Source organism: Bradyrhizobium roseum, from assembly GCF_030413175.1.
In the GTDB taxonomy this organism is placed as follows: Bacteria; Pseudomonadota; Alphaproteobacteria; order Rhizobiales; family Xanthobacteraceae; genus Bradyrhizobium; species Bradyrhizobium roseum.
Genome location: NZ_CP129212.1, coordinates 23,631 through 48,826, shown reverse-complemented (window position 1 = coordinate 48,826; position 25,196 = coordinate 23,631). Strand labels below are relative to the sequence as shown.

The 25,196-nt window shown below is 64.4% G+C and carries 24 protein-coding genes; 6 read left to right on the top strand and 18 right to left on the bottom strand.

What is annotated here, in order from left to right; genetic code table 11:
* Positions 1–3: 3 nt before the first annotated feature.
* Entirely contained in the window at positions 4–783 is a 780-nt protein-coding gene (gene rimP / locus QUH67_RS00225; RefSeq protein ID WP_300944660.1) for a ribosome maturation factor RimP, read from the bottom strand.
* 339 nt (positions 784–1,122) lie between these two features.
* Here rimP and QUH67_RS00220 point away from each other — a divergent pair, with 339 nt between their 5' ends.
* Positions 1,123–2,193 carry a DUF2336 domain-containing protein gene (locus tag QUH67_RS00220; RefSeq protein WP_300944659.1) on the top strand — a complete coding sequence of 357 codons (1,071 nt, stop codon included), beginning with the start codon at positions 1,123–1,125 and terminating at the stop codon, positions 2,191–2,193.
* Between the two features lie 86 nt (positions 2,194–2,279).
* The gene (locus tag QUH67_RS00215) at positions 2,280–3,119 is read left to right on the top strand and encodes a phytanoyl-CoA dioxygenase family protein (protein WP_300944658.1); all 840 of its coding nucleotides are present in this window, start codon (positions 2,280–2,282) and stop codon (positions 3,117–3,119) included.
* A 128-nt stretch (positions 3,120–3,247) separates the two neighbouring features.
* On the opposite strand, the gene trmB is transcribed toward QUH67_RS00215, so the two are convergent.
* From trmB to tsaB, 12 genes are all read right to left on the bottom strand, one after another.
* Positions 3,248–3,985: a tRNA (guanosine(46)-N7)-methyltransferase TrmB gene (trmB, locus tag QUH67_RS00210; protein WP_407080501.1), complete on the bottom strand. Its 738-nt coding sequence runs from the start codon at positions 3,983–3,985 to the stop codon at positions 3,248–3,250.
* 2 nt (positions 3,986–3,987) lie between these two features.
* Positions 3,988–5,115 carry a M20 family metallopeptidase gene (locus QUH67_RS00205; RefSeq protein ID WP_300944656.1) on the bottom strand — a complete coding sequence of 376 codons (1,128 nt, stop codon included), beginning with the start codon at positions 5,113–5,115 and terminating at the stop codon, positions 3,988–3,990.
* A 97-nt stretch (positions 5,116–5,212) separates the two neighbouring features.
* Entirely contained in the window at positions 5,213–5,629 is a 417-nt protein-coding gene (locus QUH67_RS00200; RefSeq protein ID WP_300944655.1) for a helix-turn-helix domain-containing protein, read from the bottom strand.
* Between the two features lie 232 nt (positions 5,630–5,861).
* On the bottom strand, positions 5,862–7,472 hold the full coding sequence (lnt, locus tag QUH67_RS00195; RefSeq protein WP_300944654.1) for an apolipoprotein N-acyltransferase: 1,611 nt from the start codon (positions 7,470–7,472) through the stop codon (positions 5,862–5,864).
* Complete coding sequence (locus QUH67_RS00190; protein WP_300944653.1) at positions 7,469–8,593, bottom strand: hemolysin family protein; 1,125 nt, start codon at positions 8,591–8,593, stop codon at positions 7,469–7,471. The genes lnt and QUH67_RS00190 overlap by 4 nt, the downstream gene beginning before the upstream one ends.
* 2 nt (positions 8,594–8,595) lie before the next feature.
* Positions 8,596–9,099, bottom strand: a complete 504-nt coding sequence (gene ybeY / locus QUH67_RS00185; protein ID WP_407080387.1) for an rRNA maturation RNase YbeY — start codon at positions 9,097–9,099, stop codon at positions 8,596–8,598.
* An 86-nt stretch (positions 9,100–9,185) separates the two neighbouring features.
* Positions 9,186–10,241, bottom strand: a complete 1,056-nt coding sequence (locus tag QUH67_RS00180) for a PhoH family protein (RefSeq protein WP_300944652.1) — start codon at positions 10,239–10,241, stop codon at positions 9,186–9,188.
* A gap of 4 nt (positions 10,242–10,245) precedes the next feature.
* Positions 10,246–11,640 carry a tRNA (N6-isopentenyl adenosine(37)-C2)-methylthiotransferase MiaB gene (gene miaB, locus QUH67_RS00175; protein ID WP_300944651.1) on the bottom strand — a complete coding sequence of 465 codons (1,395 nt, stop codon included), beginning with the start codon at positions 11,638–11,640 and terminating at the stop codon, positions 10,246–10,248.
* 133 nt (positions 11,641–11,773) lie between these two features.
* Positions 11,774–12,448, bottom strand: a complete 675-nt coding sequence (locus QUH67_RS00170; protein WP_300944650.1) for an HAD family hydrolase — start codon at positions 12,446–12,448, stop codon at positions 11,774–11,776.
* A 19-nt stretch (positions 12,449–12,467) separates the two neighbouring features.
* Positions 12,468–12,917: a Fur family transcriptional regulator gene (locus tag QUH67_RS00165; RefSeq protein WP_300944649.1), complete on the bottom strand. Its 450-nt coding sequence runs from the start codon at positions 12,915–12,917 to the stop codon at positions 12,468–12,470.
* 51 nt (positions 12,918–12,968) lie between these two features.
* Positions 12,969–13,451 carry a ribosomal protein S18-alanine N-acetyltransferase gene (gene rimI, locus QUH67_RS00160; RefSeq protein ID WP_300944648.1) on the bottom strand — a complete coding sequence of 161 codons (483 nt, stop codon included), beginning with the start codon at positions 13,449–13,451 and terminating at the stop codon, positions 12,969–12,971.
* On the bottom strand, positions 13,448–14,152 hold the full coding sequence (gene tsaB, locus QUH67_RS00155; RefSeq protein ID WP_300944647.1) for a tRNA (adenosine(37)-N6)-threonylcarbamoyltransferase complex dimerization subunit type 1 TsaB: 705 nt from the start codon (positions 14,150–14,152) through the stop codon (positions 13,448–13,450). The genes rimI and tsaB overlap by 4 nt, the downstream gene beginning before the upstream one ends.
* 335 nt (positions 14,153–14,487) lie before the next feature.
* Between tsaB and QUH67_RS00150 the strand changes: the two genes are divergently transcribed.
* Entirely contained in the window at positions 14,488–16,173 is a 1,686-nt protein-coding gene (locus QUH67_RS00150) for a methyl-accepting chemotaxis protein (RefSeq protein WP_300944646.1), read from the top strand.
* A 115-nt stretch (positions 16,174–16,288) separates the two neighbouring features.
* Here QUH67_RS00150 and QUH67_RS00145 read toward each other — a convergent pair whose 3' ends face one another.
* The 4 genes from QUH67_RS00145 to murJ form a co-directional block, all read right to left on the bottom strand.
* A complete protein-coding gene (locus QUH67_RS00145) occupies positions 16,289–16,858 on the bottom strand; it encodes a NifU family protein (RefSeq protein WP_300944645.1) in 570 nt (189 codons plus the stop codon).
* Between the two features lie 116 nt (positions 16,859–16,974).
* On the bottom strand, positions 16,975–17,469 hold the full coding sequence (locus tag QUH67_RS00140; RefSeq protein ID WP_300944644.1) for a universal stress protein: 495 nt from the start codon (positions 17,467–17,469) through the stop codon (positions 16,975–16,977).
* A gap of 136 nt (positions 17,470–17,605) precedes the next feature.
* The gene (gene trpS, locus QUH67_RS00135; RefSeq protein ID WP_300944643.1) at positions 17,606–18,658 is read right to left on the bottom strand and encodes a tryptophan--tRNA ligase; all 1,053 of its coding nucleotides are present in this window, start codon (positions 18,656–18,658) and stop codon (positions 17,606–17,608) included.
* Positions 18,659–18,727: 69 nt separating this feature from the next.
* Positions 18,728–20,272: a murein biosynthesis integral membrane protein MurJ gene (murJ, locus tag QUH67_RS00130; RefSeq protein WP_300944642.1), complete on the bottom strand. Its 1,545-nt coding sequence runs from the start codon at positions 20,270–20,272 to the stop codon at positions 18,728–18,730.
* A 92-nt stretch (positions 20,273–20,364) separates the two neighbouring features.
* Here murJ and QUH67_RS00125 point away from each other — a divergent pair, with 92 nt between their 5' ends.
* Entirely contained in the window at positions 20,365–21,366 is a 1,002-nt protein-coding gene (locus tag QUH67_RS00125; protein ID WP_300944641.1) for an adenosine kinase, read from the top strand.
* A gap of 115 nt (positions 21,367–21,481) precedes the next feature.
* On the opposite strand, the gene QUH67_RS00120 is transcribed toward QUH67_RS00125, so the two are convergent.
* A complete protein-coding gene (locus tag QUH67_RS00120) occupies positions 21,482–22,675 on the bottom strand; it encodes a serine hydrolase domain-containing protein (RefSeq protein ID WP_300944640.1) in 1,194 nt (397 codons plus the stop codon).
* A 344-nt stretch (positions 22,676–23,019) separates the two neighbouring features.
* Here QUH67_RS00120 and QUH67_RS00115 point away from each other — a divergent pair, with 344 nt between their 5' ends.
* On the top strand, positions 23,020–23,340 hold the full coding sequence (locus QUH67_RS00115; protein ID WP_300944639.1) for a hypothetical protein: 321 nt from the start codon (positions 23,020–23,022) through the stop codon (positions 23,338–23,340).
* Between the two features lie 236 nt (positions 23,341–23,576).
* Complete coding sequence (locus tag QUH67_RS00110; RefSeq protein ID WP_300944638.1) at positions 23,577–25,070, top strand: NAD-dependent succinate-semialdehyde dehydrogenase; 1,494 nt, start codon at positions 23,577–23,579, stop codon at positions 25,068–25,070.
* The last annotated feature ends 126 nt before the right edge of the window (positions 25,071–25,196 follow it).

Sequence of the window (25,196 nt, the reverse complement as noted above, 5' to 3'; positions counted from 1 at the left end):
GGCCTAGTCTCCTTCAGTAGGATCGAGGTCGCCCCTGCGCAGTCTTTCTGCGGCGAGGCGGTGTTTCTTCGTATTGGTCGGCTCCGGCTTTTTGGGCTCGGGCATCTTGCCGGGCTTCGGCTTCGGTTTGTTGCTCCTGGCCGGATCGCTCTTCTTGGCATGCGGCGGAGGGGGGGACGCCAATCCGAGATTTTGCTTCAATTCGCGCTCGGCCTGCTTGCCGCGCCGCATCGATTCCGCAATCAATTCGTCCGTCAAAACCAGCCGTGCATCGGCGATGTCTTCCATCACCAGCAGCACGTCGACATCTTCGCCTGCGCGTATGTCATCCCGATGTAGCCGCACGGCGTCGCCTTCGACGCCGGCCAGGTGCCCCCGGAAACGCTTGCGGCCCTGATGGGCGACCGCCATTTCGACCTTTACCAGATGGCCGGCGAAGCGCTCGAAATCGGAGCGGCGCACCAGCGGGCGGTCGATGCCCGGCGAGGATATTTCGAGCCGGTAGGCGCGGTCGATCGGATCGGCGACATCGAGAACCGGCGACAGCGCCCGCGAGATCGCCTCGCAATCCTCGATCTGCATCGACCCGTCGGGCCGTTCGGCCATGATTTGCACGGTGCAGCCGGCTTCGCCGGAAATCTTGATCCGGACCAGCCGGTAGCCCATTCCCTGCAGCACGGGTCCGGCGACCGCCGAGACCCGCGCGGCCGCACCCGGCTCGACGACGAGACGGGGCTCGGCCAAGAGGTCGGCATCCACGGAACCAGCGATCGGATCGGTCATGTCCAGGGTCAAAAGCGTCTTACTTGCATGGGTTTAGGCCGGGCCTTAACCGGCGGTCCGGCCGGTTCCCCGAACCGCGCCTTTGCATGCCCTTCTGGGCCGGGCGCGTTCAGGTAATAAAAAAGAGCGGGTCCCGGGGGGCCCACTCTCAATACGCGATCGTATGAGAACCATAAGTTGGCGCGGATATAGCGGTTTTTGCGCAATTCGACAAGGCCCGAGGGCCCCGTTAAGTCTGATTTTGCCAAGCCTGCGACTACGGAGACAATCTAACCCTTCATTCATCAAGGCTGCCTAGATTTCCCGAAAGCCGGCAAACTCCCCGGTTTGGATGGGTTTATGATCGTTTCACCATCGTTGATTCCGGAACTCGACGACATTGTCAGCCGCGGCGACCCGAAGCGCCGGGCCGATGCCGCGCGCCGCGTCAGCCAGCTTTTTTTGCAGGGGGCGGCGAGCTTCCGCCCCGATCATGTCGATCTGTTCGACGGCGTCCTGACCAGTCTTGTGCCGCATGCCGAGATCGCCGAGCGCGCCGAACTGGCCGAGCGGCTGTCGTCGCTTTCAAATGCGCCGCGCGGCCTGATCGGCCAGCTTGCCCATGACGATGAAATTGCCATCGCGGGCCCGCTGCTGCGACAATCCCCGGTCATCGACGAAAAGATGCTGCTCGAGATCGCGTCGATGAAGGGCCAGGATCATCTGCTGGCAATGGCGGAACGGCCCACGCTTTCGACCGATCTCACCGACGTCATGATCGCCCGCGGCGACCGCGCCGTCGTCCGGCGCGCTGCCGGCAACGCCGGCGCAGCCTTTTCGGAGACCGGCTACTCGACACTGGTCGAGCGCGCCAGCCAGGATGGCGTTCTGACGATCCGGCTCGGCCAGCGCGACGACCTGTCGCCTGCGCATTTGAAGGACCTGCTCTCCGGCTCCATCGACATCGTCCGCCGCCGCCTGGTCACGGTCGTCAAGCCCGAACGGCAGGCCGCCATCAAGCAGGTGATGGCCGTCATGAACGGCGCGTCGGAACGCGAGGAACGGCGCGACTTCCTGCCGGCGCAGCGCACCGTGATGAAGCTTCATCGCGAAGGCATGCTCGGTGAAGGCGCCTTGCTCAATTTCGCGCGCGCTTTCAAATATGAGGAGGCGGTCGCCGCATTGTCGGCAATGACCGGTGTCAAGATCGAAACCCTCGACCGTCTGATCAGCGGTGACCGCGACGATCCGCTCCTGATCGCCGGGAAAGCCATCGATGCCGAATGGGCGACCGTGCGCGCGCTGATCCTGCTTCGAGCAGGCCCGAACCGGTCGGCATCCCCCGCCGACATCGAAACCGCGCGGGTGAATTTTGCGCGCCTGATGCCCGCTACCGCCCAGCGCGTCGTCGCGTTCTGGAAGACGCGGTAACTTCTCCAAAGCGCTTCCCCAACAGCGGACCCGCGGGCTATCCTCCCGACCAAGACGCGATACAGCGTCATACTGGGGAGCACGCCATGCTGACGGAATCGGAAGTTCAGGCCCATGCCGACAGGATCCGCGACGACGGATATGTCGTGATCGAAGGCGCGGCGGACTCTCGCCTGGTCGAAGGTCTGATCGCAGCACTGCAGCGCGTCGAGTGCGAGCATCGGCTCGGTCCGGCCAAGACCTCGTTCGAAGGCTTCAAGACCGTTCGCATCAACAACCTGCTCACCTATGACGATCTGTTCTGGGAAGTGCCGCTGCACGAGAATGTGCTGCCGGTGGTGGAGCGGGTGCTGGACAGGGAATGCCTGCTGTCGTCGTTCTGCTCGCTGGTGCTGGGACCGGGGCAGGAGGCGCAGCCGATCCACGAGGACACGCAGCTGATTCCGCTGCCGCGTCCGCACATTCCGATCACGCTCAACGCGATCTGGGCGCTGTCGGACTTTCGCGCGGACAATGGCGCGACGCGGATCATACCGGGCAGCCACAAATTTGATTCCTCGCCGGAATATGGCCGCGACTACGACGCGGTCACCGCGACGATGAAGGCCGGGAGCGTGATGCTGTTCGACAGCGCGCTATGGCATGGCGGCGGCGCCAACCATTCCGATGAGCGGCGTTTCGCGTTTTCCTGCGCCTATTGCTGGGGCTGGATGCGGCAACAGGAGAATTTGCAGCTCGGCATTCCGCAGGAAACCGCAAAGCGTTTTCCGCGGCGGCTGCAGGAGCTGTGCGGCTATAGCGTCTACAAGGGACAATTCGGCCACATCGACAACCACGATCCGATTGAACTGCTCGGCCGCGAACGCGGTAAACGGATGGTGTGGGAAGCGACGGATGTACGCAAAGCGCGGATGGCGGAGCGTTGATCTCTCTCTCTCTTTCTCGTCATTCCGGGGCGACGCGAAGCGGCGAACCCGGAATCCAACTATCGGCTTGTGGTGCGGCACGATGGATTCCGGGTGCTGCGCACGCCCCGGAATGACGACGGAGAGAGTTACCCCACCCGCCGAAACCGCAAATATGCTGCCGCCCGCCCCTCGCGTTCGGCCTTCCTGCCGTAGCGCGTCATGGTGTAGCCGGCCCATGGCTGGTGCCAGTCGACGGCGCGCTCCGCGGTCCAGGCGAAGTCGGGACTGCGCATCAGATGCGCCAGTGTCCAGGCGCAGTAATCGTCGATGTCGCTGACGAAGCGAAATTCGCCGCCGTCCTTGAGAATCCGCGCCATCGCGGCAATCGTTGCGTCCTGCACGAAGCGCCGCTTCCAGTGCCGCCGCTTCGGCCAGGGATCGGGATGGATCAGGTCGATCCGCGAAAGCGATCGCGCCGGCGCCCAGGCCAGCAATTCCGCGGCATCGCCGGCATAGAGCCGGATGTTGCCGATATTGTTGGCCTCGATCTGGGTCAGGATTTTCGCCATGCCGTTGACATAGGGCTCGCAGCCGATGAACCCGGTGTCGGGAAAGGCCTGTGCCTCCGCGATCAGATGCTCGCCGCCGCCGAAGCCGATTTCGAGCCTGACATCGGCGATGTCGCCATCGAACAGCTCGGCCAGCCGCTCCGGCGCAGGCGTTGCAATGTCGAGCGCCAGATGCGGCAGCAGATTGTCGATCAGATCGGCCTGATGGATGCGGAGCTTGTGGCCCTTGCGGCGACCGAAGAACGAGCCGCGCGCATGCGCCGACGCGCCGTCATCCGGCGGCGCGTCGCGGTCGCCGGCATCGCTGGGGGCCATCATCATCGCAGCGTCTGGTACAGCCGGTACAACAGCCGCGCCCGCGGCTCGATCGAGGAGATGTACATCTGCTCGTAATGGGTATGCGCGCCCTGACCATCGACGCCGAGCCCGTCCAGCGTGGCGGTATGCGGCGCGGTGAAATTGCCGTCGGAGCCGCCGCCGGTCGAGGTATCGACCAGATCGAAGCCGATTTCGGCCGCGATCGTCCTGGCATGCTCGTAGAGCGCGGCGCCGGCGTTGCTCTTTTCATAGGGCGGCCGGTTCAGCTCGCCGACCACCTTGACGGTGACGCCCTCGGTGCGCGATTTGAGACCGAGGATTTTTGCCGTGAGCTCTTCGGAGTCCGACATTGTCGGCACGCGTAGATCGACCTCCGCATAGGCCTCTTCGGCAATCACGTTCGGCCGCGTGCCGCCTCTGATCACGCCGACATTGACGCTGATGCCGCGCGACGAATCGTTCATCGCAGCCAGCGTCTGGATGACGTTGCCGAGTTCGTGGATGGCGCTGCGGCCGTCCTCGGGCCGGGTGCCGGCATGCGAGGGCACGCCCTTGATGAACACCTCGAAGCGGCCGACGCCCTTGCGCCCGGTTACGATCTTGCCGCCGTCGCGCGCCGGCTCGGTGACCAACACATATTTCGCCTTCCGTCCCTCGCTCTCAATCAGCGCCCGCGAGGTCGGGCTGCCGATCTCCTCGTCCGAGACATAGAGCTGGGTGATACCGAGCGGCGGCGATGCGGCATCGGTGCAAACCTGCCGGAACGCATGATAGGCGAGATAGGCGCCGCCCTTCATGTCGTAGATGCCGGGGCCGAACACGCTGTCGCCGTCGATCCGAAACGGCAGGCGCTCGATGAACCCAAGAGGGTGCACCGTATCGAGATGGCTCAGTACCAGAATTCCCGGCGCGTCCTGTCCCCATGCCGAGCGCGCCACCAGATGATCGCCGCAGCCGGAATGCCCGGCGATCCGCTCGACGGTCGCAGGCAGGCCAAGATAACCCTCGGCGACGAGGTCGGCGAGCGCGTTGACCTGCGCGGGGACGTCGGTCGGGGTCTCGATCTCGACCCAGCGGCGGATGCCCTCGAGGATCGTTCGGTCATCAAAAGGATTGGTTGTCGTCATGTCGTATCTGATACGGCTTCAAGTCCCGATGCGCAATTTCGCACCGGGCATGATGGCATATTCCAGTATACGAAATTCTCAAGCCGAGTTTGGAGAATCAGCGCTGGTCCGGACCGTCACGCGCGGCGATCTGCTCGACCAGTTCGACGATCGAGCGCCGCATCTTGGAATCGGGGATGCGCGTGAACGCGCGCGTCAGCGCAAGACCTTCCGATGTGGCGAGGAAATCGGACACATATGCCGGCGAGGCGCCTTCGGCAAAGGCGCTGCCGTTCACCGCGCCGCTCGGGCCGCCATCGAACAGGAACGACACCGGGACCTGCAATATTTCTGAAATTTGCTGAAGGCGGCTGGCGCCGACCCGATTGGTGCCTTTTTCGTATTTCTGAACCTGCTGGAATGTGAGGCCGAGCGCTTCGCCAAGTTTTTCTTGGCTCATTCCCAGCATGATACGGCGCATCCGGACGCGGCTGCCGACATATTTGTCAACCGGATTGGGCGCTTTGGTAGACATCTGCATCGCTCCTGGTTGCGCGCCGGGAATGAGGCATCGAAGAACCTCAGGCGCCGGTACCGCAAACCCGATCGGCAGGCCGAACGGATTTACAGACATTCTGCGCAAACAACTAACTGGTTGTTTGTTTTTGGTTGCAACCGCAGAAAGCGAATCGCGAGCTGTCTGTCAACTGGTGGAACTACCCATGGTGCGTTTTTTGACGGACCGTGTCTGTCGTGATGTGCAAATCTCAGGCAGCGCGCTTCATCAAGCGGCGTCTGAAGATGAACAAAAGCGCAGCGGCCACGAGGATGACAACTGGAATATCTCTAAGTCGAGCATAAAGGGTCGGCGGCAGGGGGCTGGGCAAAGCGGAATCCAGTACGCCTTCAATACCAAGTCCGAGGCGTGCGACGATCCGCCCGGAGGGATCGATGACCGCCGAGATGCCGGTGTTGGCGGCGCGGACCATCGGCAGGCCTTCTTCGATGGCACGCAGCCGCGCCTGTTGCAGATGCTGGTAGGGACCCGTCGAATTTCCAAACCAGCCGTCATTGGTCAGGTTGATGATCCAGCCCGGGCGCTCGCCGGAGGCCGCGATATCGCCGGGAAAAATCGCCTCATAGCAGATCAGGGGCAGCGCGGGGGGCGCCTGCGGGACTTCCATGGCGCGGCGCCGCGTTCCGGGAATGAAGCCGCCATGTACCCTGGTCAGCTGCACGAATCCGAGCTTTTCCATCCACGCCTGGAACGGCAGATATTCGCCGAACGGCACCAGGTGCAGCTTGTCGTAGACCGACAGCACGCCGCCGTCATGGTCGATCAGATATATCGAATTGAAGGCGCGACTGACGCGGGCGCCGGGCGGGCCGTCCGGGGCGCGCACCGAGCCGGTCATCAGCACCGTGCCCTTGGGCAACAGCTCGGCGATCTGCGCCATCGCGTCGGCTTCGCGGGTCAGAAAGAACGGGAATGCGGATTCCGGCCAGATCAGGATCTGCGTATCGCGCACGCCGGTGGATTGCGGTCCCGAGGCGCGGTCCGAAAGCGCCAGATATTTCTGCATCACCTCCGCCTTGGCGGCGTAGTTGAATTTGACGTCCTGTTGAAGGTTCGGCTGCATGATACGCAGCTTGACGCCGGTCAGCACGGTGGGCTGCAGCGACAGCCGCACGGCCCCATAAATGCCCATCGCGACCAGCAGTGTGAGCGCCATCACGGGCGCGATCCAGGGCTTCCGGCCGCGCGAAGACCCGTCGATCAGCACGGCCGGACTCGCGAAGATCGCGATGCTGAGCAAGGTCATGCCCCAGAGCCCGATCAGGGAGGCGGTCTGCGCCAGCACCAGCGGTTCCGACAGCGCGTAGCCGAAGGCGTTCCAAGGGAATCCTGTCAGCACATGGCCGCGCAGCCATTCGCTGGCGGTGAGCGCGACCGCCAGCGCCAGCACCCGCGACGCATCCCGCGTCCAGATCAGGCGCGCCAGGGCGAAGCCGAGCGCCGGGAACAGGGCAAGGTAGGTCGGCAGGCCGAGCACCGCGAACGGCATCAGCCAGGCAAACGTCTGCGCATCGACCAGGAAGGCGTTGCCGGTCCAGTATAGCCCGGGCACGAAATAGCCGAGCCCGAACCAGAAGCCCGACATCGCCGCCGCCGGTACGCCGCGCCATTTCCCGGCGGCGGCGCCGTCGATCAACCAGACTGTGACCGGAAACGTCACAAACAATATCGGCCAGGCATTGAACGGCGCCATCGCCAGCGCCGAAAGGGCGCCTGCGGCCAGTGCGATGGCCGCACGCTTCCAGCCCCAGGCCAGAATGATCGAAAGCCCGGCCAAGCGTAGTTTGCTGGATGAGATCACGGCGTGCCGGCTCCATCGCCCGACGTCGGACCCGGCGGGGTATTGTCGTTGGTTGGCGGCACATTTGTCTCTTGTGCCGAATCGCGGCGGGTTCGCTCGCGCGGCGGACGTGCCGCCGGGCGTTCCTTCCGGATTCCGATTCGCAGCCGCTTGACGCGGCGCGGATCGGCGTCGAGCACCTCGATCTCGAAATTGCCCGGGCCCGCAATGACCTCGCCGCGCACCGGCAACCGGCCGACCTGCGCCACCAGATAGCCGCCCAGGGTGGCCACCTCCTCGCCGGCTTCACCGGTGACGAATTCCTCGCCGATGACGGTGCGGGCGTCCTCGAGGCTGGCGCGGGCGTCCGCGAAGAAGGAGCCGTCCGCCTGGCGGACAATGGCCGGCGGCTCGTCGCTGTCGTGCTCGTCGTCGATCTCGCCGACGATCTGCTCGACGATGTCCTCGATCGACACCAGCCCGTCGGTGCCGCCATATTCGTCCACCACCAGCGCCAGATGGATGCGCGAGGCCTGCATCTGCGCCAGCAGGTCGATCGCCCGCATCGATGGCGGCACATACAACAGCTTGCGGATGATGTTGGCTTCCGTCAGCGGCAAGGCGAGATCGACCGCACGCAGGTCGAGTCCGGCCGGGAACGGCTTTTTGCGCTTGGGTTTGGCGGTATCGCCGACTCGCGCCTTCGCGGTCATGAATGCCAGGAGGTCGCGGATGTGGACGATGCCGACGGGGTCGTCGAGCGTCTCGTCATAGACCACCAGCCGCGAATGCGCTGCGCTTTCGAACAGGCCCATGAGTTCGCCGAGCTGGATATCCTGCTTGACCGCGACGATGTCGGCGCGATGCACCATGACGTCGGCGATCCGCCGCTCGTTGAGGCTGAGGATGTTGCGCAGCATGGTGCGCTCGATGGCGGAAAAGCCGACGTCATCGGGGGTCGAGGTATCGAGCACGACCTGAAGGTCGGCGCGGACCGAGCCTGCCTTCCAGCCGAACAGTGTGCGGATCGCGCGCAGCAGCCAGTTGTCGGCGGCCGGGCGCAACACCTCGCCCTCTTTCACCACCGCCGGCAGGTTGGGCGTGTCGCGTGGATTATCCTGGACAGGGTCGGAGTCCGGCATTTTCAGTCCATCCGCTCCCGGTCTGCATACGGATCTGGAATGCCGAGCTGGGCGAGGATCTCCCGTTCGAGATTCTCCATGGCTTCGGCGTCGTCGTCCTTTTCGTGATCGTACCCGATCAGATGCAGGAACCCGTGCACCGCCAGATGGCTGAGGTGATGATCGAACGGCTTTTCCTCGTCGTCAGCCTCCTTGCGCGTGGTCTCGTAGGCGATGGCGATATCGCCGAGCATGCGCGGCGCGTCGGCGGGTGCGCCCGCGGTCGGCTGCAGCGCCGGGAACGACAGCACGTTGGTCGGCTTGTCGATGCCGCGCCAGTTGTTGTTGAGCGTGCGGATTCCGGCATCGTCGGTCAGCATGACCGCGAGTTCGGCCTCGCCGACGTCGGCGTCAGCGATTTCGGCCGCCGCATGGATGGCGCGATGGATCACGGCCTCGGCCTCGGGCTCGCTCTGCCAGCAATCGGCGACGACGAGGACTTCGGTGAGGGGAAGGACGGACGACACGAGCGTTCCAGCGCCTTGTATTGCCATGTTCGGGTTGCGGGCCGGGCCTGCCGCCCGCGGCAAGTCCGGCACCGACGTTTCCTGGGTCAAGATTTCTTGGTCGCCGGTTTTTGCGGCAATCCCTCATAGGCGGCGACGATCCGCGCCACCAGTTCATGGCGGATGACGTCTTCCGCGGTAAATTTCACCTGCGCGATGCCCTCGACGCCGTCGAGCAGCTTGACGGCTTCGGCAAGCCCGGAGGCCTGGCCGTTCGGCAGGTCGACCTGCGACGGATCGCCGGTGATGATCATGCGGCTGTTCTCGCCGAGCCGGGTCAAAAACATCTTCATCTGCATTGAAGTGGTGTTCTGCGCTTCATCCAGGATGATGGCGGCATTGGTCAGCGTACGGCCGCGCATGAAGGCGAGCGGCGCGATCTCGATCTCGCCGGCCTGCAGCGCGCGCTCGACGATCCGCGAATCCATCAGATCGTACAGCGCGTCGTAGATCGGCCTCAAATAAGGATCGACCTTTTCGCGCAGATCGCCGGGCAGGAAGCCGAGCCGTTCGCCAGCCTCGACCGCCGGCCGCGACAGGATGATGCGGTCGACTTCCTTGCGCTCGAACAGTTGCGCGGCATGCGCCACGGCAAGCCATGTCTTGCCGGTGCCGGCGGGACCGACGCCAAACACCAGCTCATGGCGTTTCAGCGCGCGGATGTAGGAATCCTGCGCCGCCGTGCGGGCGCGCACCGGACGCTTGCGCAAATTGATGGTCTCGAACTGGGACTTTGCCGTCTTGGCGTCGAATTCGAACAGCGAGCCCTGCGCCAGCACGGCGCGGATTGCGCCCTCGACTTCACCTTGCGAAAGGTCGTGGCCCTGCACCGCCTGTGAATATAGCGTCTCCAGCACGCGCCGCGCGGCATCGCAGCCGTCGCGCGAGCCGGCGATGGTGATGTGGTTGCCGCGGGAATCGACGACGATATTGAGTCGCCGTTCGATCAGCGCCAGGTTTTGACCGTACGGGCCGACCAGCGCGGAAGCGGCGCGGTTGTCGTCGAAATCGATGACGACCTGGGTCTCGGGCGGAATTTGCATGTCGCGGTCAAGTTTGCGGCTGGGAGCGAGTGAAGGCGAATCCGATGCACTTTTTGGCAAGGGTTCAGGCTCCCGTCATCATGGATGAAGGCGGCGCCGGCGTAGCGTCCGCGCCGGCGAGTTCGCCGAGCAGGCTGTAGCGCTCCAGGCTGCCGATCGACACCGGCAGCACCCGTCCGATGATGTCGGGCGAGGCAAAGACGTGCGCCGGCTGAAGATATGCGGTGCGGCCGACGATCTGGCCGGGATTGCGGGCAGCACGTTCGAACAGCACATCGACGGTGCTGCCAATCATCGCCCTGTTGAAGGCCGATTGCTGGCTGTCGATCAATTCCTGAAGCCGCACCAATCGCTCGTCCATTTCAGCCGCTGACACCGTCTCCTGCAGGTCCGCCGCCGGCGTGCCCGGCCGCGGCGAGTACTTGAACGAATAGGCGCCAGCGTATCCGATTTGCGCGACCAGCGCGAGGGTCGCGGCGAATTCTCCCTCGGTTTCGCCGGGGAAGCCGACGATAAAATCCGATGAAAAAGCAATGTCTTGGCGGACGTCGCGGAAACGGTCGATAACCCTGCGGTAATCATCGGCGGTATGCTTGCGGTTCATGGCCGCGAGAATCCGGTCGGAGCCGGACTGCACCGGAAGATGCACGAACGGCATCAGCGCGGCGAGATCGCGATGCGCCGCGATCAGCGAATCATCGACGTCGCGGGGGTGGCTGGTGGAGTAGCGCAGCCGCACGATGCCGTCGATGTCGGCCAGCCGGTGCAGCAGCCTGCCGAGCGGCCAGTTTTTTCCGTCCGGGCCCTCGCCGTGATAGGCGTTGACGTTCTGGCCGATCAGCGTGATCTCGCGCACGCCATTGTCGGCCAGCCGCTTCACGTCATCGACGATTTTCGCGACCGGGCGCGACACCTCCGCGCCGCGCGTATAGGGCACCACGCAGAAGGTGCAGAACTTGTCGCAACCTTCCTGAACGGTGACGAACGCCGAAATGCCGCGCGCGCGGATCGCATCCGGTCGGGGGGCGGGGAGGAAGCCGAACTTGTCCTCGACCGGGAATTCGGTCTCCAGCGCGCGGCCTTCGCTCTTCGCACGCGCCAATAGCTGCGGCAGATGATGATAGCTCTGCGGTCCCACCACGACATCGACGGTGGGCGCGCGGCGGATGATCTCGGCGCCCTCGGCCTGCGCGACGCAGCCCGCCACCGCGATCCGCATGTCGCGCCCATTCCGTGCCGCCTCGTCCTTGGCGACGCGCAGCCGGCCGAGCTCGGAGTAGACCTTTTCGGACGCCTTCTCGCGGATGTGGCAGGTGTTGAGGATCACCAGATCGGCTTCCTCGGCGCTCGCAGTCTCCACATAGCCCTCGCCAGCCAGCGTGTCCGCCATGCGCTGGGCATCGTAGACGTTCATCTGGCAGCCATAGGACTTGATATGCAGCTTGCGCGGCGGCTTCATGGAACCTTGAGTGCTGGTGGAATGGCGCCCTGGCGGCGGCTGAGGCTCAAATATAGCCTAAATAGCCAAAAAGCCAGCGCTTGAGCCGATCAATTCGGTTCGATTCCGCAGACCTCGGCCATACGGTGCCGAATTAGCCGGGATTTCCACCGACGCGCGCAATCAGCTCGGGAAGCTGTCGCATATCGTCGAAGATCATCGTCGCGCCGGCATCCCGCAATTTCGTGCCATATCCTTCGCGGCAATGGCTGGCGCCATAGAACCCCAGCACGGCCATCCCGGCGGCGCGGGCGCCGGCAATGCCGGGAATGCTATCCTCGACCACGAGGCAACGCTCGGGCGCGACGTTCATTTGTTCTGCGGCAAACAGGAACAGGTCGGGCGCGGGCTTGCCGTTGGCGACCTGCGAGGCGGAGAAGATGTGAGGTGAAAGGCGATCGTAGAGCCCGGTCCGTCCGAGCGTCACGCGCATGCGCTGATGCGATCCGCTTGATGCGACGCAGACCGCCTGCGTGATGTCGTCGAGCGCCGCGTGAATGTGCGGAACGGCTTCCAGATCCGTTTCGAATGCGAGGAATAACTCGTCCTGCAACTGCCCGTGAAAATCGTCGGGCAGCGCGCGCCCGAGCTCCGACTCCACTTCCGCGTTCGCCTGCTTCGTCGAGCGGCCGAGGAAACGGTTGAATACCTGCTCGGAGGTGATCGGATAGCCGTGACGGCTGAGTACATCGGCATGCGCGCGACAGGAGATGACCTCGCTGTCGACCAGCACGCCGTCGCAATCGAAGATGATGAGATCGAAATTCACGAAGAATGATTCGCGAGAATTAGGTTTTGTCTTCGTCGAGCGGGACGCAATACAATTCCAGCCGATGATCGACCAGTTTGTAGCCGAGCTTGCGGGCGATTTCGGCCTGCAGCTTCTCGATCTCTTCCGAGGTGAACTCGATCACCTTGCCGTCGCGCAGGTTGATCAGGTGATCGTGGTGGCTGTCGGGCATCTGCTCATAGCGCGCCCGGCCTTCGCGAAAATCGTGGCGCTCGATGATCCCGGCGTCCTCGAACAGTTTGACGGTGCGATACACCGTCGAGATCGAGATCTTGTCGTCGACCGCGACGCAGCGACGATAGAGTTCCTCCACATCGGGATGATCGACCGAATCGGCCAGCACGCGCGCGATCACCCGGCGCTGCTCGGTCATGCGCATGCCGGTCGCGGCACAGCGCGCCTCGATACCGGTGTTCTCGTGCGCAGACGGGGATTTCAGTGCGGGCATGATCTCGGGGCCTCCGGACGCGATCGGGGGTCTTTTGCCACCGCCTGCATATTACGACAAGTCACGCCGCATCAGAAGCGCATTCAATTGTTCGCCGCCCGGCTGCTGATAATAGCGCTCCCGACGGCCGATTACCTCAAATCCGGCCCATTCATACAGGCGCCGCGCCGGCTGATTGTTTTCTTCGACTTCGAGGAAGATCTTGCGCACGCCGCGGCCGGCGAGATGACCGAGGTGCGTCAGCAGCAGGTTGCGCGACAGGCCGCGGCCGCGTTGGCCGGCGTCGATCGCGATCGACAGCAATTCCGCCTCGTCCGCGGCCATGCGCGACACCGCAAAGCCGATGATCCTGCGTCCTTGCCGGAGGCGATGAACGAGCGTGTTGCGCTCGGTCAGCATTACCTCGAATTCGCCTTCGCCCCAGCCGCGGTGAAACGATGCGCCATGCAGCTGCGCCAGCCGCGCCGCGTCGCGCTGACTTGCCGGCTCGATCACGGCGGCGCCGCCGCGCCACCAGTCGGAGAGCCAGGTCATTGCGCTTCCGGCTTCTCGGCAGCGCCGGACAACGGGTCCTTCGGCGGCTTGGCGTCGGGCGCGCGCAGATAATAGGGGCGTGCCGGGGAGCTTTCGGGATCGATGGCGGCGCCCAGCCACGCCACCCACGCGATATCGGGCGCGGGTTGCTGGTGGATCCGCAATGGCGGCGCGGCGTCGGCCGGCCAGCGCTCGGCGAGAATCTGCGCCGCATTTCCGACCAGATAGGGCGCGCCGAAACGCGCCGCGCCGAGCGCTTCGGCGATCGGCGCGACCTGCGGCTTGATCAGCGGACTGCCGTCGCCGCCGACCGCCTGGAAGTAGATATGATCATGCCGCGCATCGATCGCAGCGATCACGGGGTGCAGGTCGTCACTTTCACTGACGATGGGCGCGGCAAAGGCCGTCAGTGTCGTCACGCCGACGACCGGCTTGCCGGCGGCGAGCGCAATGCCGCGCGCGGCGGAAAGGCCGACGCGCAATCCGGTAAAGCTGCCGGGACCGGTGGTCGCGGCGATACGGTCGAGCGCGGCAAACGCAATGCCGGACGCCTTCATGACGCGCGCGATCAGCGGCATCAGGGCCTCGGCATGACCGCGCTTCATCGCCTGAGATTCGTGGGCGACGACGCCGCCTGCGCTGGTGTCGAGCACGGCCGCGGCGCAGGCATCGAGCGCGGTATCGATGGCGAGAATGAGCATGCTCCCAGCGTAAAGGTTTTTTGGTTCCGGTTGAATGCGTTGCCGCGTTATTTCCGCGTTTGCATCCATGGCGAAGCAGCCGCGCCATCGCTCTACCTTGGGTGACCGCTACCTGTGGGAATCTGCGGCAAAAAAGCTCGCGCCCCATTTTTGATGCGCGTGCATCATCATGCAACCGTACGATGCTAAGCTATTGAAATTGTAAGGTATTAAGTGTTTCTTCACCAGCCGGTGAGAGCCTGACTCCCGAGGAAATACGGATCAAGGGGGATCCGGACGGGGCTGCATTCGGAATTTCAAGCCGCGCCCGTGCCAGCATTGGGGAGGGGATTTTTATGCCTTTGTGGAAAAGCAGTTCGTCGGCTCGCGATGCATTGGCGCAGGCCGCTGCGATCAGCCGCTCGCAGGCCGTGATCGAGTTCAGGATGGACGGCACGATCGTCACCGCCAACCAGAATTTCCTCGACGCGATGGGTTACCGTCTCGATGAAATCCGGGGCCAGCATCATCAGATGTTCGCGCCGCCGGAGCTGCGCGGCAGCGAGGCCTACAAGGCGTTCTGGGCCAGCCTCAATCGCGGTGAATTCCAGGCCGGCGAATACAAGCGTCTCGGCAAGGGCGGTCGCGAGGTCTGGGTCCAGGCGTCCTATAATCCGATCATGGACAATGCCGGCAAGCCCGTGAAGGTCATCAAGTTCGCCACCGACATCACGGCAAGGAAGATCCGCAACATGGAGGATGCCGGCAAGATTTCCGCGATCGGCCGCGCGCAGGCGGTGATCGAGTTCAATCTCGACGGCACCATCATCACCGCCAACGAGAACTTCCTCGCCACGGTGGGCTACAGCCTGGAGGAAATCCAGGGCAAGCATCACCAGATGTTCGTGGCGCCGGCGGAGCGCGAAAGCGCCGCCTATCGGGAGTTCTGGGCCAGGCTGGGCCGCGGTGAACTGCAGTCGGGCGAATACAAGCGATTCGGCAAGGGCGGCAAAGAGGTGTGGATCCTCGCCTCCTACAATCCGATCCTCGACGATACCGGCAAGCCGTTCAAGGTGGTGAAATTCGCCTCCGACATCACCGCGGACAAACTGAAAACGGCGAATTTCGCCGGCCAGATCGAGGCGATCGGCAAGTCGCAGGCGGTGATCGAGTTCACGATGGACGGCCATGTGCTGACGGCCAACGCGAATTTCCTCGGCGCGCTCGGCTATTCGCTGGCCGAGATCCAGGGCAAGCATCACAGCATGTTCGTGCCGGCTGGCCAGCGCGACGGCGAAGCCTATCGCGCATTCTGGGCCGGCCTGAACCGTGGCGAGTTTCAGTCGGGAGAATATGAGCGGGTCGGCAAGGGCGGCAAGCAGGTCTGGATCCAGGCGTCCTACAATCCGATCCGCGACCTCAACGGCAAGCCGTTCAAGGTGGTTAAATACGCCTCCGACACCACCGCGCAGGTGTTGGCGCGGATGCGGAGCGAAAGGGTGCGCGGCATGATGGAGTCGGTCGCGGCCGGCGCCGAGGAGCTGAACGCCTCGGTCCGTGAAATCTCGGCGGCAATGTCGAAGTCCAGGGACACGGCGCTGACCGCGGTCGATCGGGTCGAGGCCGCCGATCAGCAGGCGCAGCGTCTGGCGCTGGCGGCGGAGTCGATGAGCAGCATCGTGCAGTTGATCGGCGACATCACCGGACAGATCAACTTGCTGGCGCTCAATGCCACCATCGAATCCGCCCGAGCCGGCGAAGCCGGCCGCGGCTTTGCCGTGGTTGCCTCCGAGGTCAAGAATCTCGCCAACCAGGCCAAGCAGGCCACCGACAAGATCGAGCAGGAAATCGGCAACCTCAACGGCATTTCCGGCGACGTGGTCGGAGCGCTGAATTCGATCAAGAAGGCGATCCAGGAAGTCAGCGAATACGTCACGTCGACCGCGGCCGCGGTCGAGGAGCAGAGCACCGTCACCAGCGAGATGTCCAACGGGATGCAGCGGGCTGCGGCGGAAGCGGCCAGCATCGGAATGGCGGCGTAGGTCAGATCGTTATCGTGTAGGGTGGGCAAAGCGAAGCGTGCCCACCATTCGGTGGTGCGGATGCATGATGGTGGGCACGGCGCAATCGCGCCTTTGCCCACCCTACGGCATCACCTCACATCGGCCGGACTTCAACCACGTCGGGCACGAAGTGCTTCAGCAGGTTCTGGATGCCGTGCTGCAATGTCGCCGTCGATGACGGGCACCCGGCGCAGGCGCCCTTCATGTTGAGGTAGACGACACCGTCCTTGAAGCCGCGGAAGGTGATGTCGCCGCCGTCATTGGCGACCGCCGGGCGCACGCGCGTCTCGATCAGATCCTTGATGGTCGCGACCGTATCGGCATCGGCCTCGTTGAAGAACTCGTCTTCCTCGTCGGAGGCCTCGTCATTCCCTGCAGAACCGTCGGCGAGCAGCGGCGCGCCGGACATATAGTGTTCCATGATGGCGCCGAGGATCGCGGGCTTGAGGTGCTGCCAGTCGCCCTCCGCCTTGGTAACGGTGACGAAATCATAGCCGTAGAATACGCTGGAAACGCCGGGCACGCCGAACAGGCGCTCGGCCAGCGGCGAGCGCGCGGCGGCATCGCGGTTTGCGAATTCCATCGTGCCGGTGTCGAGCACGGTGCGGCCCGGAATGAATTTCAGCGTGGCGGGATTGGGCGTGGCTTCGGTCTGAATGAACATGTTTTTTCTCCGGCGTCGCCGGTTCAAGGCCGGCGCGTGGCTGTACGTTAGCAGATGGCGACCGCCAGTGCACGATCAAGGGGCGCAACCCTGCAATTCAGCAGCAAAATCAGTCCTTAAGACAGCGCGTCGATGTCCGGATCGCTGAGATCGCCGGGCACGATGACCACCGGAATCGGGAACGAACCGGTGACCTGCGCCATCATGCTGACCAGCGGGCCGGGACCTTCGGGGCCCGGATTGGCGGCCAGCACCAGCATCGAGATATCGACGTCCTTGTCGATCACGTCGAGGATCTGGGCGGTCGGCTCGCCCTCGCGAATCACCCGTTCCGGCGTGATGGCGGCGATGCCGTTGGCGCGCCCCGAGGCGCGGTCGAGCGCTTCGTTGGCGGCCTCCTCGGCCTCGGCGCGCATGATGTCGGCGACCCCCAGCCATTGCTGGTTCTGGTCCTCGATTTCGATGATGCGCAACATCACCACCCCGCCGCCGACGCGGATCGCCCAGCGGCTGGCGTAGTAGACCGCGCGATCCCATTCCGCGGTCTCGTCAACGATGACAAGGCATTTTGGCTTGTGGCCCGTCTCGTAGCTTCGTCGCTGGGTGGTCATGCATGTCCCGGTGCTGCGCCAAACCGCCGCATGCTGCCACGGCGCAGCCGCTTTCGACAAGCGGCGTCGCGGTTCCTCGATGTTGCGGCGATGGAATATTACCCTCCTCCAGGGGAGGGCGAATCTCAGTTGCGTTCTAGCTCTTCCGGATGAAACCGACGATATCCTTGGTCGCGCGCATGGTTTCGTCGGCGATGACGCGCGCTCGCTCGGCGCCGTCGACCAGGATCGCGTCGACATGGCCTGGATCGGCGACCAGCCGCTTCATCTCGGAGGCGATCGGCGAGAGTTTTGTCACGCAGAGTTCCACCAGCGCGTTCTTGAAGCTGGAGAACTGTCCGCCGCCGAATTCGCTCAGCACGTCGGCCTTGGTGCGCTCGGACAGCGCCGCGTAGATGCCGACGAGATTGTCGGCCTCGGGCCGGCCCTCCAGCCCCTTTTCCTCCGACGGCAGCGGCTCCGGATCGGTTTTCGCTTTCCGAACCTTCTGCGCGATGGTGTCGGCATCGTCTGTCAGGTTGATGCGCGAATTGTCCGAGGCGTCCGACTTCGACATCTTCTTGGTGCCGTCGCGCAGGCTCATCACGCGCGTCGCCGGCCCCGTGATCAACGGTTCCGGCAGCGGAAAGAACAGCCCGTCATTGGCGCCGCGGCTGCGGATCGAGTCGGCAAAATCGTTGTTGAACTTCTGCGCGATGTCGCGCGACAGTTCGAGATGCTGCTTCTGGTCCTCACCGACCGGCACATGGGTGGCGCGGTACAGCAGGATGTCCGCCGCCATCAGCACGGGATAGTCATACAGTCCCACCGACGCGTTTTCGCGATCCTTGCCGGCCTTCTCCTTGAACTGGGTCATGCGGCTGAGCCAGCCGACGCGCGCGACGCAGTTGAAAATCCAGGCGAGCTCCGCATGGCCCGAGACCTGGCTCTGGTTGAACACGATGTGCTTCTTCGGATCGATGCCGGCGGCGATGAAGGCCGCCGTCACTTCGCGGGTGTTGCGCGCGAGCTCGGCCGGGCCGCCCCAGACATCCACCCCTTGCGTGATCGCGTGCATGTCGACGACGCAATAGATGCAGTCATGGGTTTGCTGCATCTTCACGAAGTTGACGATCGCGCCGAGGTAATTGCCGAGATGCAGATTGCCGGTCGGCTGGACGCCGGAAAAAACCTTTTCAACAAAAGCCATGGTCAGCTTCCCAGAAGATGCCTGTTTCGCGCTGTCGTTTGCCACGCAGGGGCACCCAGTGCAAGCGCGCTAGCGCTTTGTCTGCCTGATCGCGTTAACCGTCGCGCGCCAGCCGACAACGCCGAAAACCTGCAAAAGCAGGCCGTAAGCCGCCATTGCCGCCGCGATCGCCGCCAGCAGCAGAATGGCCTGCAGCAACCCGTGTGCGCCCGAGGCGGCGGCCGGCAGTGACCGCGCGCAGAACCACAGCAGCGCGCCCATCGCCAGCGCCGAAAGCGCGATGCGCGGCAGCCGCCGCTTCGCTGCCGCATCGATCGAGAAGCCGAAGGTCGCCGCACCGCGGCGGATCAGGCTGAACGCCATGCTCCACGCGCCGAGCGCGATCGCGGCAGCGATACCGTCGGCGCCATACCAGCGGCTCAGCAGGAAGGCCAAAGCCACCGCCAGCACCACGCCCTTCAGTGCGGACAGCAGCGGCGTCATCGTATCCTCGCGCGCAAAAAATGCCGGCGACAGCGCCTTCACCAGCACATGCGCCGGCAGCGCCACCGCCAGCCACATCAGCGCGCGCGCGGTGGCTTTTGCGTCGTCGGCGGTGAAGGCGCCGTGCTCGAACAGCAGCCGCACGATCGGTTCAGCCAGCACGATCAGCCCGAGCGTCGCCGGCAACGCCAGTCCCACCGCAAGCTCCAGCCCGCGGGATTCCGCATGCGCGATGGCCGCGCGATCCTCACCGCGCACCGCGCGCGTCAGCTCCGGAATCAGCACCGTGCCCATCGCGACGCCGACGATGCCGAGCGGCAGCTCGACCAGCCGGCCTGCGAAATAGAGCCACGACACCGCCGACGGTGAGGATGAAGCGATGATCGCGCCGGCGACCATCAGCAATTGCGGCGCGCTCGACGCCATCATGCCGGGCGCGGCCCTGGCGAGAAAGCCGCGGATTTCCCTGTCGAACGAAATTCGCAATGGAGTTGCGATGCGTTCGCCACGGCGCAGAACCAGAATGGAGAGCTGCAGCAGCCCGGCAATGCCGACGGTAGCGGCGACGATCTGCGCGGCGCGGGCGGCGCTTTGCGGAAACAGCATCAGCACAGCCATCACCGCGATCAGCGCGATGTTGAACAGCAGCGGCGAAAACGCCGTCAGCGCAAATCGCCCCTGCGCGTTCAGCAGCGCCATCATCACGGTCACCGGCCCGGCGAAGGCGAGGTAGGGCAGCATCAGCCGCGCATTGTCGGTGGCGAGCTGCAGCGTCTCACGCCCGGCAAACCCCGGCGCGATTGCCGCGATCACCAGCGGCATCAGCAGCGCGAGCAGCGCCGTGGCTGCGATCAGCGCCAGCGTGATGGTGCCGAGCACGCGCCCCGCGAACGCCGCGGCGGCCGTGGGCCCCTCGCTCTCGCGCACGCGCAGCCACGCCGGCACCAGCGCGGCGTTCAGCCCGCCTTCGGTCAACAGCCGTCTGACGACATTGACCAGCTGAAACGCCGCCAGGAACGCATCCGCCACCGGCCCCGCGCCGAGCAGCGCGGCCAGCGCCGAATCGCGCACGAAGCCGAGCAGGCGCGAGGCCAGCGTGCCGGTCGAGACGGTGAGGAAAGCGCGGATCATCCGCACTCTATAGCAGCCGCTTCCCTTGCTGGCGCGGGGCCGATCTGGTAGGCCGCTGCCTTTCGCGCAACGCCGTAAACAGGACGCCTCACATGACCGATGCAAAATACGACGTTCTCGGGATCGGCAACGCGATCTTCGACGTGCTGGTGCAGACCGACGAGAAATTCCTGGCCGACCACGGCATGACCAAGGGCGGCATGGCGCTGATCGACGAGGCCCGCGCCGCCGCCATCTACAGGGATATGGGCCCGGCGACCGAAATGAGCGGCGGCTCCGGTGCCAACACCATCGTCGGCCTCGCCGGCTTCGGCGCGCGCGCCGCCTTCATCGGCAAGGTGAAGTCCGACCAGATCGGCACGCTCTATACCCACGACATCCGCGCCGCCGGCGTCGCCTTCGAGACCAGGGCGGCGGAAGCCGGCCCCGCCACCGGCTGCTCCTACATCCTCGTGACGCCGGACGGCGAGCGCACCATGAACACCTATCTCGGCGCCGCGCAGGATCTGTCGCCCGCCGATATCGACGAAGCCCAGATCGCCGCCGCCCGCATCGTCTATCTCGAAGGCTATCTGTGGGATCCCGCGAACGCCAAGCAAGCCTTCGTCAAGGCCGCCACCATCGCGCACAAGGCCGGCCGCCAGGTCGCGCTGACGCTGTCGGATTCGTTCTGCGTGGATCGTTATAGGGACGAGTTTCTCGACCTGATGCGCAAGGGCACGGTGGACCTCGTGTTCGCCAACGAGGCTGAGCTGCATTCGCTGTACCAGACCTCGGATTTCGACGGTGCGCTGAAGCAGTTGCGCGCGGATACGAAGTTGGGCGTCGTCACCCGCAGCGAAAAGGGCTGTGTTGTCGCGGCGAAGGATGGCGTGGTGTCGGCGCCGGCGTTCCCGATTGAAAAGCTGGTCGACACGACAGGCGCCGGCGATCTCTTTGCCGCCGGCTTCCTGTTCGGACTCGTGCGCGATGCCAGCCATGAGATGTGCGGCCGACTCGGCGCACTCGCGGCGGCGGAAGTGATCCAGCATATCGGCGCGCGGCCGCAGGTGTCGCTGAAGGAACTGGCAGGGCAGAACGGGTTGGCGGTGTAGGGGCGATTTTTATCGCCGTCATACCCAGCTGTCGTCCCCCGCCTGCGCGGAGGATGACAGGTGTGGGTGGGGCGAGGGCGGCGCCACACGCGACACGCGCCGCCCTCGCTGTGCTTCACGCCGCGCGTTGCCCGCTGCCCGCATCGAGCCCGGCATAGACCCCGCGCTCGAATCCCGCAAACGTCTCCAGCGCCTTGCCATCCGCGAACGGCAACAGCTGCATCAGGATGACGCCGCTGACGTTGCGCGCGGGGTCGATCCAGAAATAGGTGTTGGCGAGGCCGGCCCAGGCGAGGCTGCCGGCGCTGCGGCCTTCCGGCGTCTTGGCGGTGTTGATCATGAAGGACAAGCCCCATTTCTTGACGATATCAGGATAGAGATCGACATCGTTGGTGTAGGCCGGCAGCATCGTGGGCATCTTGCCCATGGTGAGATCGCCGATGCTGTTCTGGCCCATCAGCGCGATTGTTTCCGGCTTCAGCACCTGGTTGCCGTTGCCGCGGCCCTTGTTGAGGATCATCTGGGTGAACTTGATGTAGTCCGCCGCCGTGCCGTAGAGGCCGCCGCCACCCATGTGAAACTCCGGCGCCTGTTCCAGCTCGAAGGGCATCGGCGTCAGCGCGCCGTCCGGCCCACGCGCATGCATGCCGACCAGCCGCTGTCGCATCGAATCCGTGATCTTGAATCCTGTGTCGTTCATGCCGAGCGGCGTGAACAGGTTGTCGCGCAGATACGCATCGAGCTTCTTGCCGCTCGCCGCCTCCACCGCCTTGCCGACGAAGTCGATATTGGTGCCGTATTCCCAGCGCGTGCCGGGATCGGTCATGATCGGCGTCTTCAGCGCGGCGTTCTGGCAGGAGATGATGCCGGGGGTGCCGGTCTTCTCCAGATATTTGCCGATGTCGCCGTTCCACATGTCGTAGGCAAAGCCCGCGGTGTGCGTCATCAGATGACGCAGCGTGATCGGCTTTTTCGCCGGCCGCAGTTTCGGCTCGCCGCTGGCGTCAAAACCCTCCAGCACCTGCGGTGACGCGAGATCGGGCAGCAGCTTGCCGATCGGCTCGTCCAGCGCGAGCTTGCCCTGCTCGACCAGTTGCATGCCGGCGGCGCAGGTGATCGCCTTGGTCATCGAGGCGATCCAGAACACGCTGTCGGTGGTCATCGGATCGTCCTTGCCGAGATCGCGCTTGCCGAACGCGCCCTCGTAAATCACTTCGCTTCCGGTCGCCGCCATCGCGACCACGCCCGGAATATCCTTCGCCTCGCATCTCGTACGTAGACTCTGATCGATCTGGGCCTTGCTCTGCATGGGTCACCTCCCGTTTTGATTTTTATGGAGTGGCGCGATCTTCCTCCCGCTTCTGCGATCCGGCAAGCGGCAGCCGCAGGTGGCGCAATGTCGCGCGCTCGCGATGGGCAAGGCGGAGCGGCGCGGTCGGGCGGCGGCACAAAACTGCAACACCCCCATACAATTGGCAGCGGATCCCGGCGCAACCCGTGACCGGCTTAACCATCCACGATATCGTGATTTCGCCATGATTCCCGAGACCGAATTTTTTCAGTAAAGCGTTCTAATCCCAGCAGAAACGTTGCGCGTTGGCTGGACCCCTTAACCAGAAATAGCCGTATTTCCAACGTGGCGAGGCTCACGCAATGATTTCGACCTGGAGTGAATGGAAGCGATATCCCCGCCCTGGCCGTGGCGAAAACATCGAGGCGCCGATTACACCCGGGATTTATGAAGTCCGTATCGCCGGAACCGGCGCGCTGTACTGCTTCGAGGCCGTCGACAACGTCGCCCAGGCGCTGGCGCAGCTGTCGGTCGGCTCCAAATCCTGGTTCGGTCGCCGCGACCCGGCCAAGTCGCCCGACCTCGAATACCGCACCTGCGCCACCTCCTCAAAAGCCGACGCCAAGGCCGCCGCCGAAGGCATGATCGGCCGCCGCGAGACCTATATGAGCGGCGCGGCCTGATTGATTGGTTCCTTCGTCATTCCGGGGCGCGCCCCTTGGCGCGAACCCGGAATCCAAGCATCCACGATCACGACAGCAGTTGTTGAAAGATGGGGTTCCGGGTTCGCTTCGCGCCCCGGAATGACGGCCTCGCCCCTCAACATAGCTTGAAGCAGACCCGCGTCTGCCGCCGGTGCATTGTCGGCGCAACCGGCCTATACTCGGACCAACATCCCAGAAAGTCCGAGGAGTACGCCATGAACCCGCCCGTCGCCGCTCGCGCTTCAGCCTCCACCCCTTCGCTGCACGACCGCCTGAAGGATCCCTCGCTGCTGCGCGACCGCTGCTACATCGATGGCGCCTGGGTCGGCGCGCCGTCGCGCCCCGTCACCAACCCAGTCAACGGCGTGGAACTGGCCAAGGTGCCGGCGCTTGGCACCGCGGAAGCAACCCAAGCGGTCGAAGCCGCCGAGCGCGCGTTCCCGGCCTGGGCCAAGCTCACCGCCAAACAGCGTTCCAACATTTTGCGCAAATGGTTCGACCTGATCATCGCCAACCGCGAGGATCTCGCGCTGATCCTGACCTCCGAGCAGGGCAAGCCGCTCACTGAAGCGCTCGGCGAGGTCGATATCGGCGGCGCCTACGTCGAATTTTTCGCCGAGGAAGCCCGCCGCGTCTATGGCGAGACCATCCCGACGCAGCGGCCGGATGCGCGGCTGCTCGCGATCAAGCAGCCGATCGGCGTCTGCGGCGCCATCACGCCGTGGAACTTCCCGTGCTCGATGATCACCCGCAAAGTCTCGCCGGCGCTCGCCGCGGGCTGCACCGTCGTGCTCAAGCCCGCCAATGAAACGCCGCTGACCGCGCTGGCGCTGGTCGCGCTGGCCGAAAAGGCCGGCGTGCCGAAGGGCGTCTTCAACATCCTTACCGGCAATTCGTCCGCGATCGGCAAGGTGCTGTGCGAGCATCCGGCCGTCCGCTTTGTCGGCTTCACCGGCTCGACCGAGGTTGGAAAGATCCTCTATCAGCAGGCCGCCGTCGGCGTGAAAAAGCTCGGCCTCGAACTCGGCGGCAATGCGCCGTTCGTGGTGTTCGACGACGCCGACATTGACGCGGCGGTCGAAGGCGCCATGGTCTCGAAGTATCGCAACATGGGCCAGACCTGCGTCTGCGCCAACCGTCTCTATGCCCAGGACAAGATCTACGACCAGTTCGTCGAAAAACTGTCCAAGAAGGTCGCGGCGATGAAGATCGGCGACGGTACCGAGGAAGGCGTGGTGCAGGGTCCGCTGATCAACATGGAAGCGATCGACAAGGTCGAGAAGCACATTGCCGACGCGGTGAAGGGCGGCGCGAAAATCGTCACCGGCGGCAAGCGTCATGCGCTCGGCGGCAGCTTCTTCGAGCCGACGGTGCTTTCGAACGTGAAGCCGGACGCACTCGTTGCGCATGAAGAAACCTTCGGTCCCTTGGCGCCGGTGTTCCGCTTCAAGGACGAGGCGGAGGTGATCGCGATGTGCAACAACTCGCCGTTCGGCCTCGCGTCGTATTTCTATTCCCGCGATCTCGGCCGCGTCTGGCGCGTCGCCGAAGCGCTGGAGTCGGGGATGGTCGGCGTCAACACCGGACTGATCACCACCGAGGTCGCGCCCTTCGGCGGCGTCAAGGAGTCAGGCCTCGGCCGCGAAGGCTCGCATCACGGCATGGAAGAATATGTCGAGATAAAATACGTGATGATGGCGGGGGTGTAGCACTCTCGTGGTCCCGGCCTAGTGCGCAATTGCGCACGGCGGGCCGGGACCCATACGCAGTGGCGGCAATTGTCTTGCAAGGTGTCAGCCATCGCGTTTCAGCCGCGCAGGCAAAAACGCGGAGAG

What these genes read in the sequence shown, in the direction of transcription:
- rimI (WP_300944648.1), bottom strand. Translation starts at nt 13,451, where the DNA reads ATGACCTGGCTCTCCGACTGGTGGCGCGGCGGCGCCGCCGTGATCGAG.
- QUH67_RS00140 (WP_300944644.1), bottom strand. Translation starts at nt 17,469, where the DNA reads ATGACCACCCAGCGACGAAGCTACGAGACGGGCCACAAGCCAAAATGC.
- QUH67_RS00110 (WP_300944638.1), top strand. Translation starts at nt 23,577, where the DNA reads ATGAACCCGCCCGTCGCCGCTCGCGCTTCAGCCTCCACCCCTTCGCTG.
- rimP (WP_300944660.1), bottom strand. Translation starts at nt 783, where the DNA reads ATGACCGATCCGATCGCTGGTTCCGTGGATGCCGACCTCTTGGCCGAG.
- QUH67_RS00165 (WP_300944649.1), bottom strand. Translation starts at nt 12,917, where the DNA reads ATGCCCGCACTGAAATCCCCGTCTGCGCACGAGAACACCGGTATCGAG.
- trmB (WP_407080501.1), bottom strand. Translation starts at nt 3,985, where the DNA reads ATGGCCCCCAGCGATGCCGGCGACCGCGACGCGCCGCCGGATGACGGC.
- trpS (WP_300944643.1), bottom strand. Translation starts at nt 18,658, where the DNA reads ATGGCTTTTGTTGAAAAGGTTTTTTCCGGCGTCCAGCCGACCGGCAAT.
- QUH67_RS00215 (WP_300944658.1), top strand. Translation starts at nt 2,280, where the DNA reads ATGCTGACGGAATCGGAAGTTCAGGCCCATGCCGACAGGATCCGCGAC.
- QUH67_RS00115 (WP_300944639.1), top strand. Translation starts at nt 23,020, where the DNA reads ATGATTTCGACCTGGAGTGAATGGAAGCGATATCCCCGCCCTGGCCGT.
- QUH67_RS00150 (WP_300944646.1), top strand. Translation starts at nt 14,488, where the DNA reads ATGCCTTTGTGGAAAAGCAGTTCGTCGGCTCGCGATGCATTGGCGCAG.
- QUH67_RS00145 (WP_300944645.1), bottom strand. Translation starts at nt 16,858, where the DNA reads ATGTTCATTCAGACCGAAGCCACGCCCAATCCCGCCACGCTGAAATTC.
- miaB (WP_300944651.1), bottom strand. Translation starts at nt 11,640, where the DNA reads ATGAAGCCGCCGCGCAAGCTGCATATCAAGTCCTATGGCTGCCAGATG.
- QUH67_RS00205 (WP_300944656.1), bottom strand. Translation starts at nt 5,115, where the DNA reads ATGACGACAACCAATCCTTTTGATGACCGAACGATCCTCGAGGGCATC.
- QUH67_RS00220 (WP_300944659.1), top strand. Translation starts at nt 1,123, where the DNA reads ATGATCGTTTCACCATCGTTGATTCCGGAACTCGACGACATTGTCAGC.
- QUH67_RS00120 (WP_300944640.1), bottom strand. Translation starts at nt 22,675, where the DNA reads ATGCAGAGCAAGGCCCAGATCGATCAGAGTCTACGTACGAGATGCGAG.
- murJ (WP_300944642.1), bottom strand. Translation starts at nt 20,272, where the DNA reads ATGATCCGCGCTTTCCTCACCGTCTCGACCGGCACGCTGGCCTCGCGC.
- tsaB (WP_300944647.1), bottom strand. Translation starts at nt 14,152, where the DNA reads ATGCTCATTCTCGCCATCGATACCGCGCTCGATGCCTGCGCCGCGGCC.
- QUH67_RS00190 (WP_300944653.1), bottom strand. Translation starts at nt 8,593, where the DNA reads ATGCCGGACTCCGACCCTGTCCAGGATAATCCACGCGACACGCCCAAC.
- QUH67_RS00125 (WP_300944641.1), top strand. Translation starts at nt 20,365, where the DNA reads ATGACCGATGCAAAATACGACGTTCTCGGGATCGGCAACGCGATCTTC.
- QUH67_RS00200 (WP_300944655.1), bottom strand. Translation starts at nt 5,629, where the DNA reads ATGTCTACCAAAGCGCCCAATCCGGTTGACAAATATGTCGGCAGCCGC.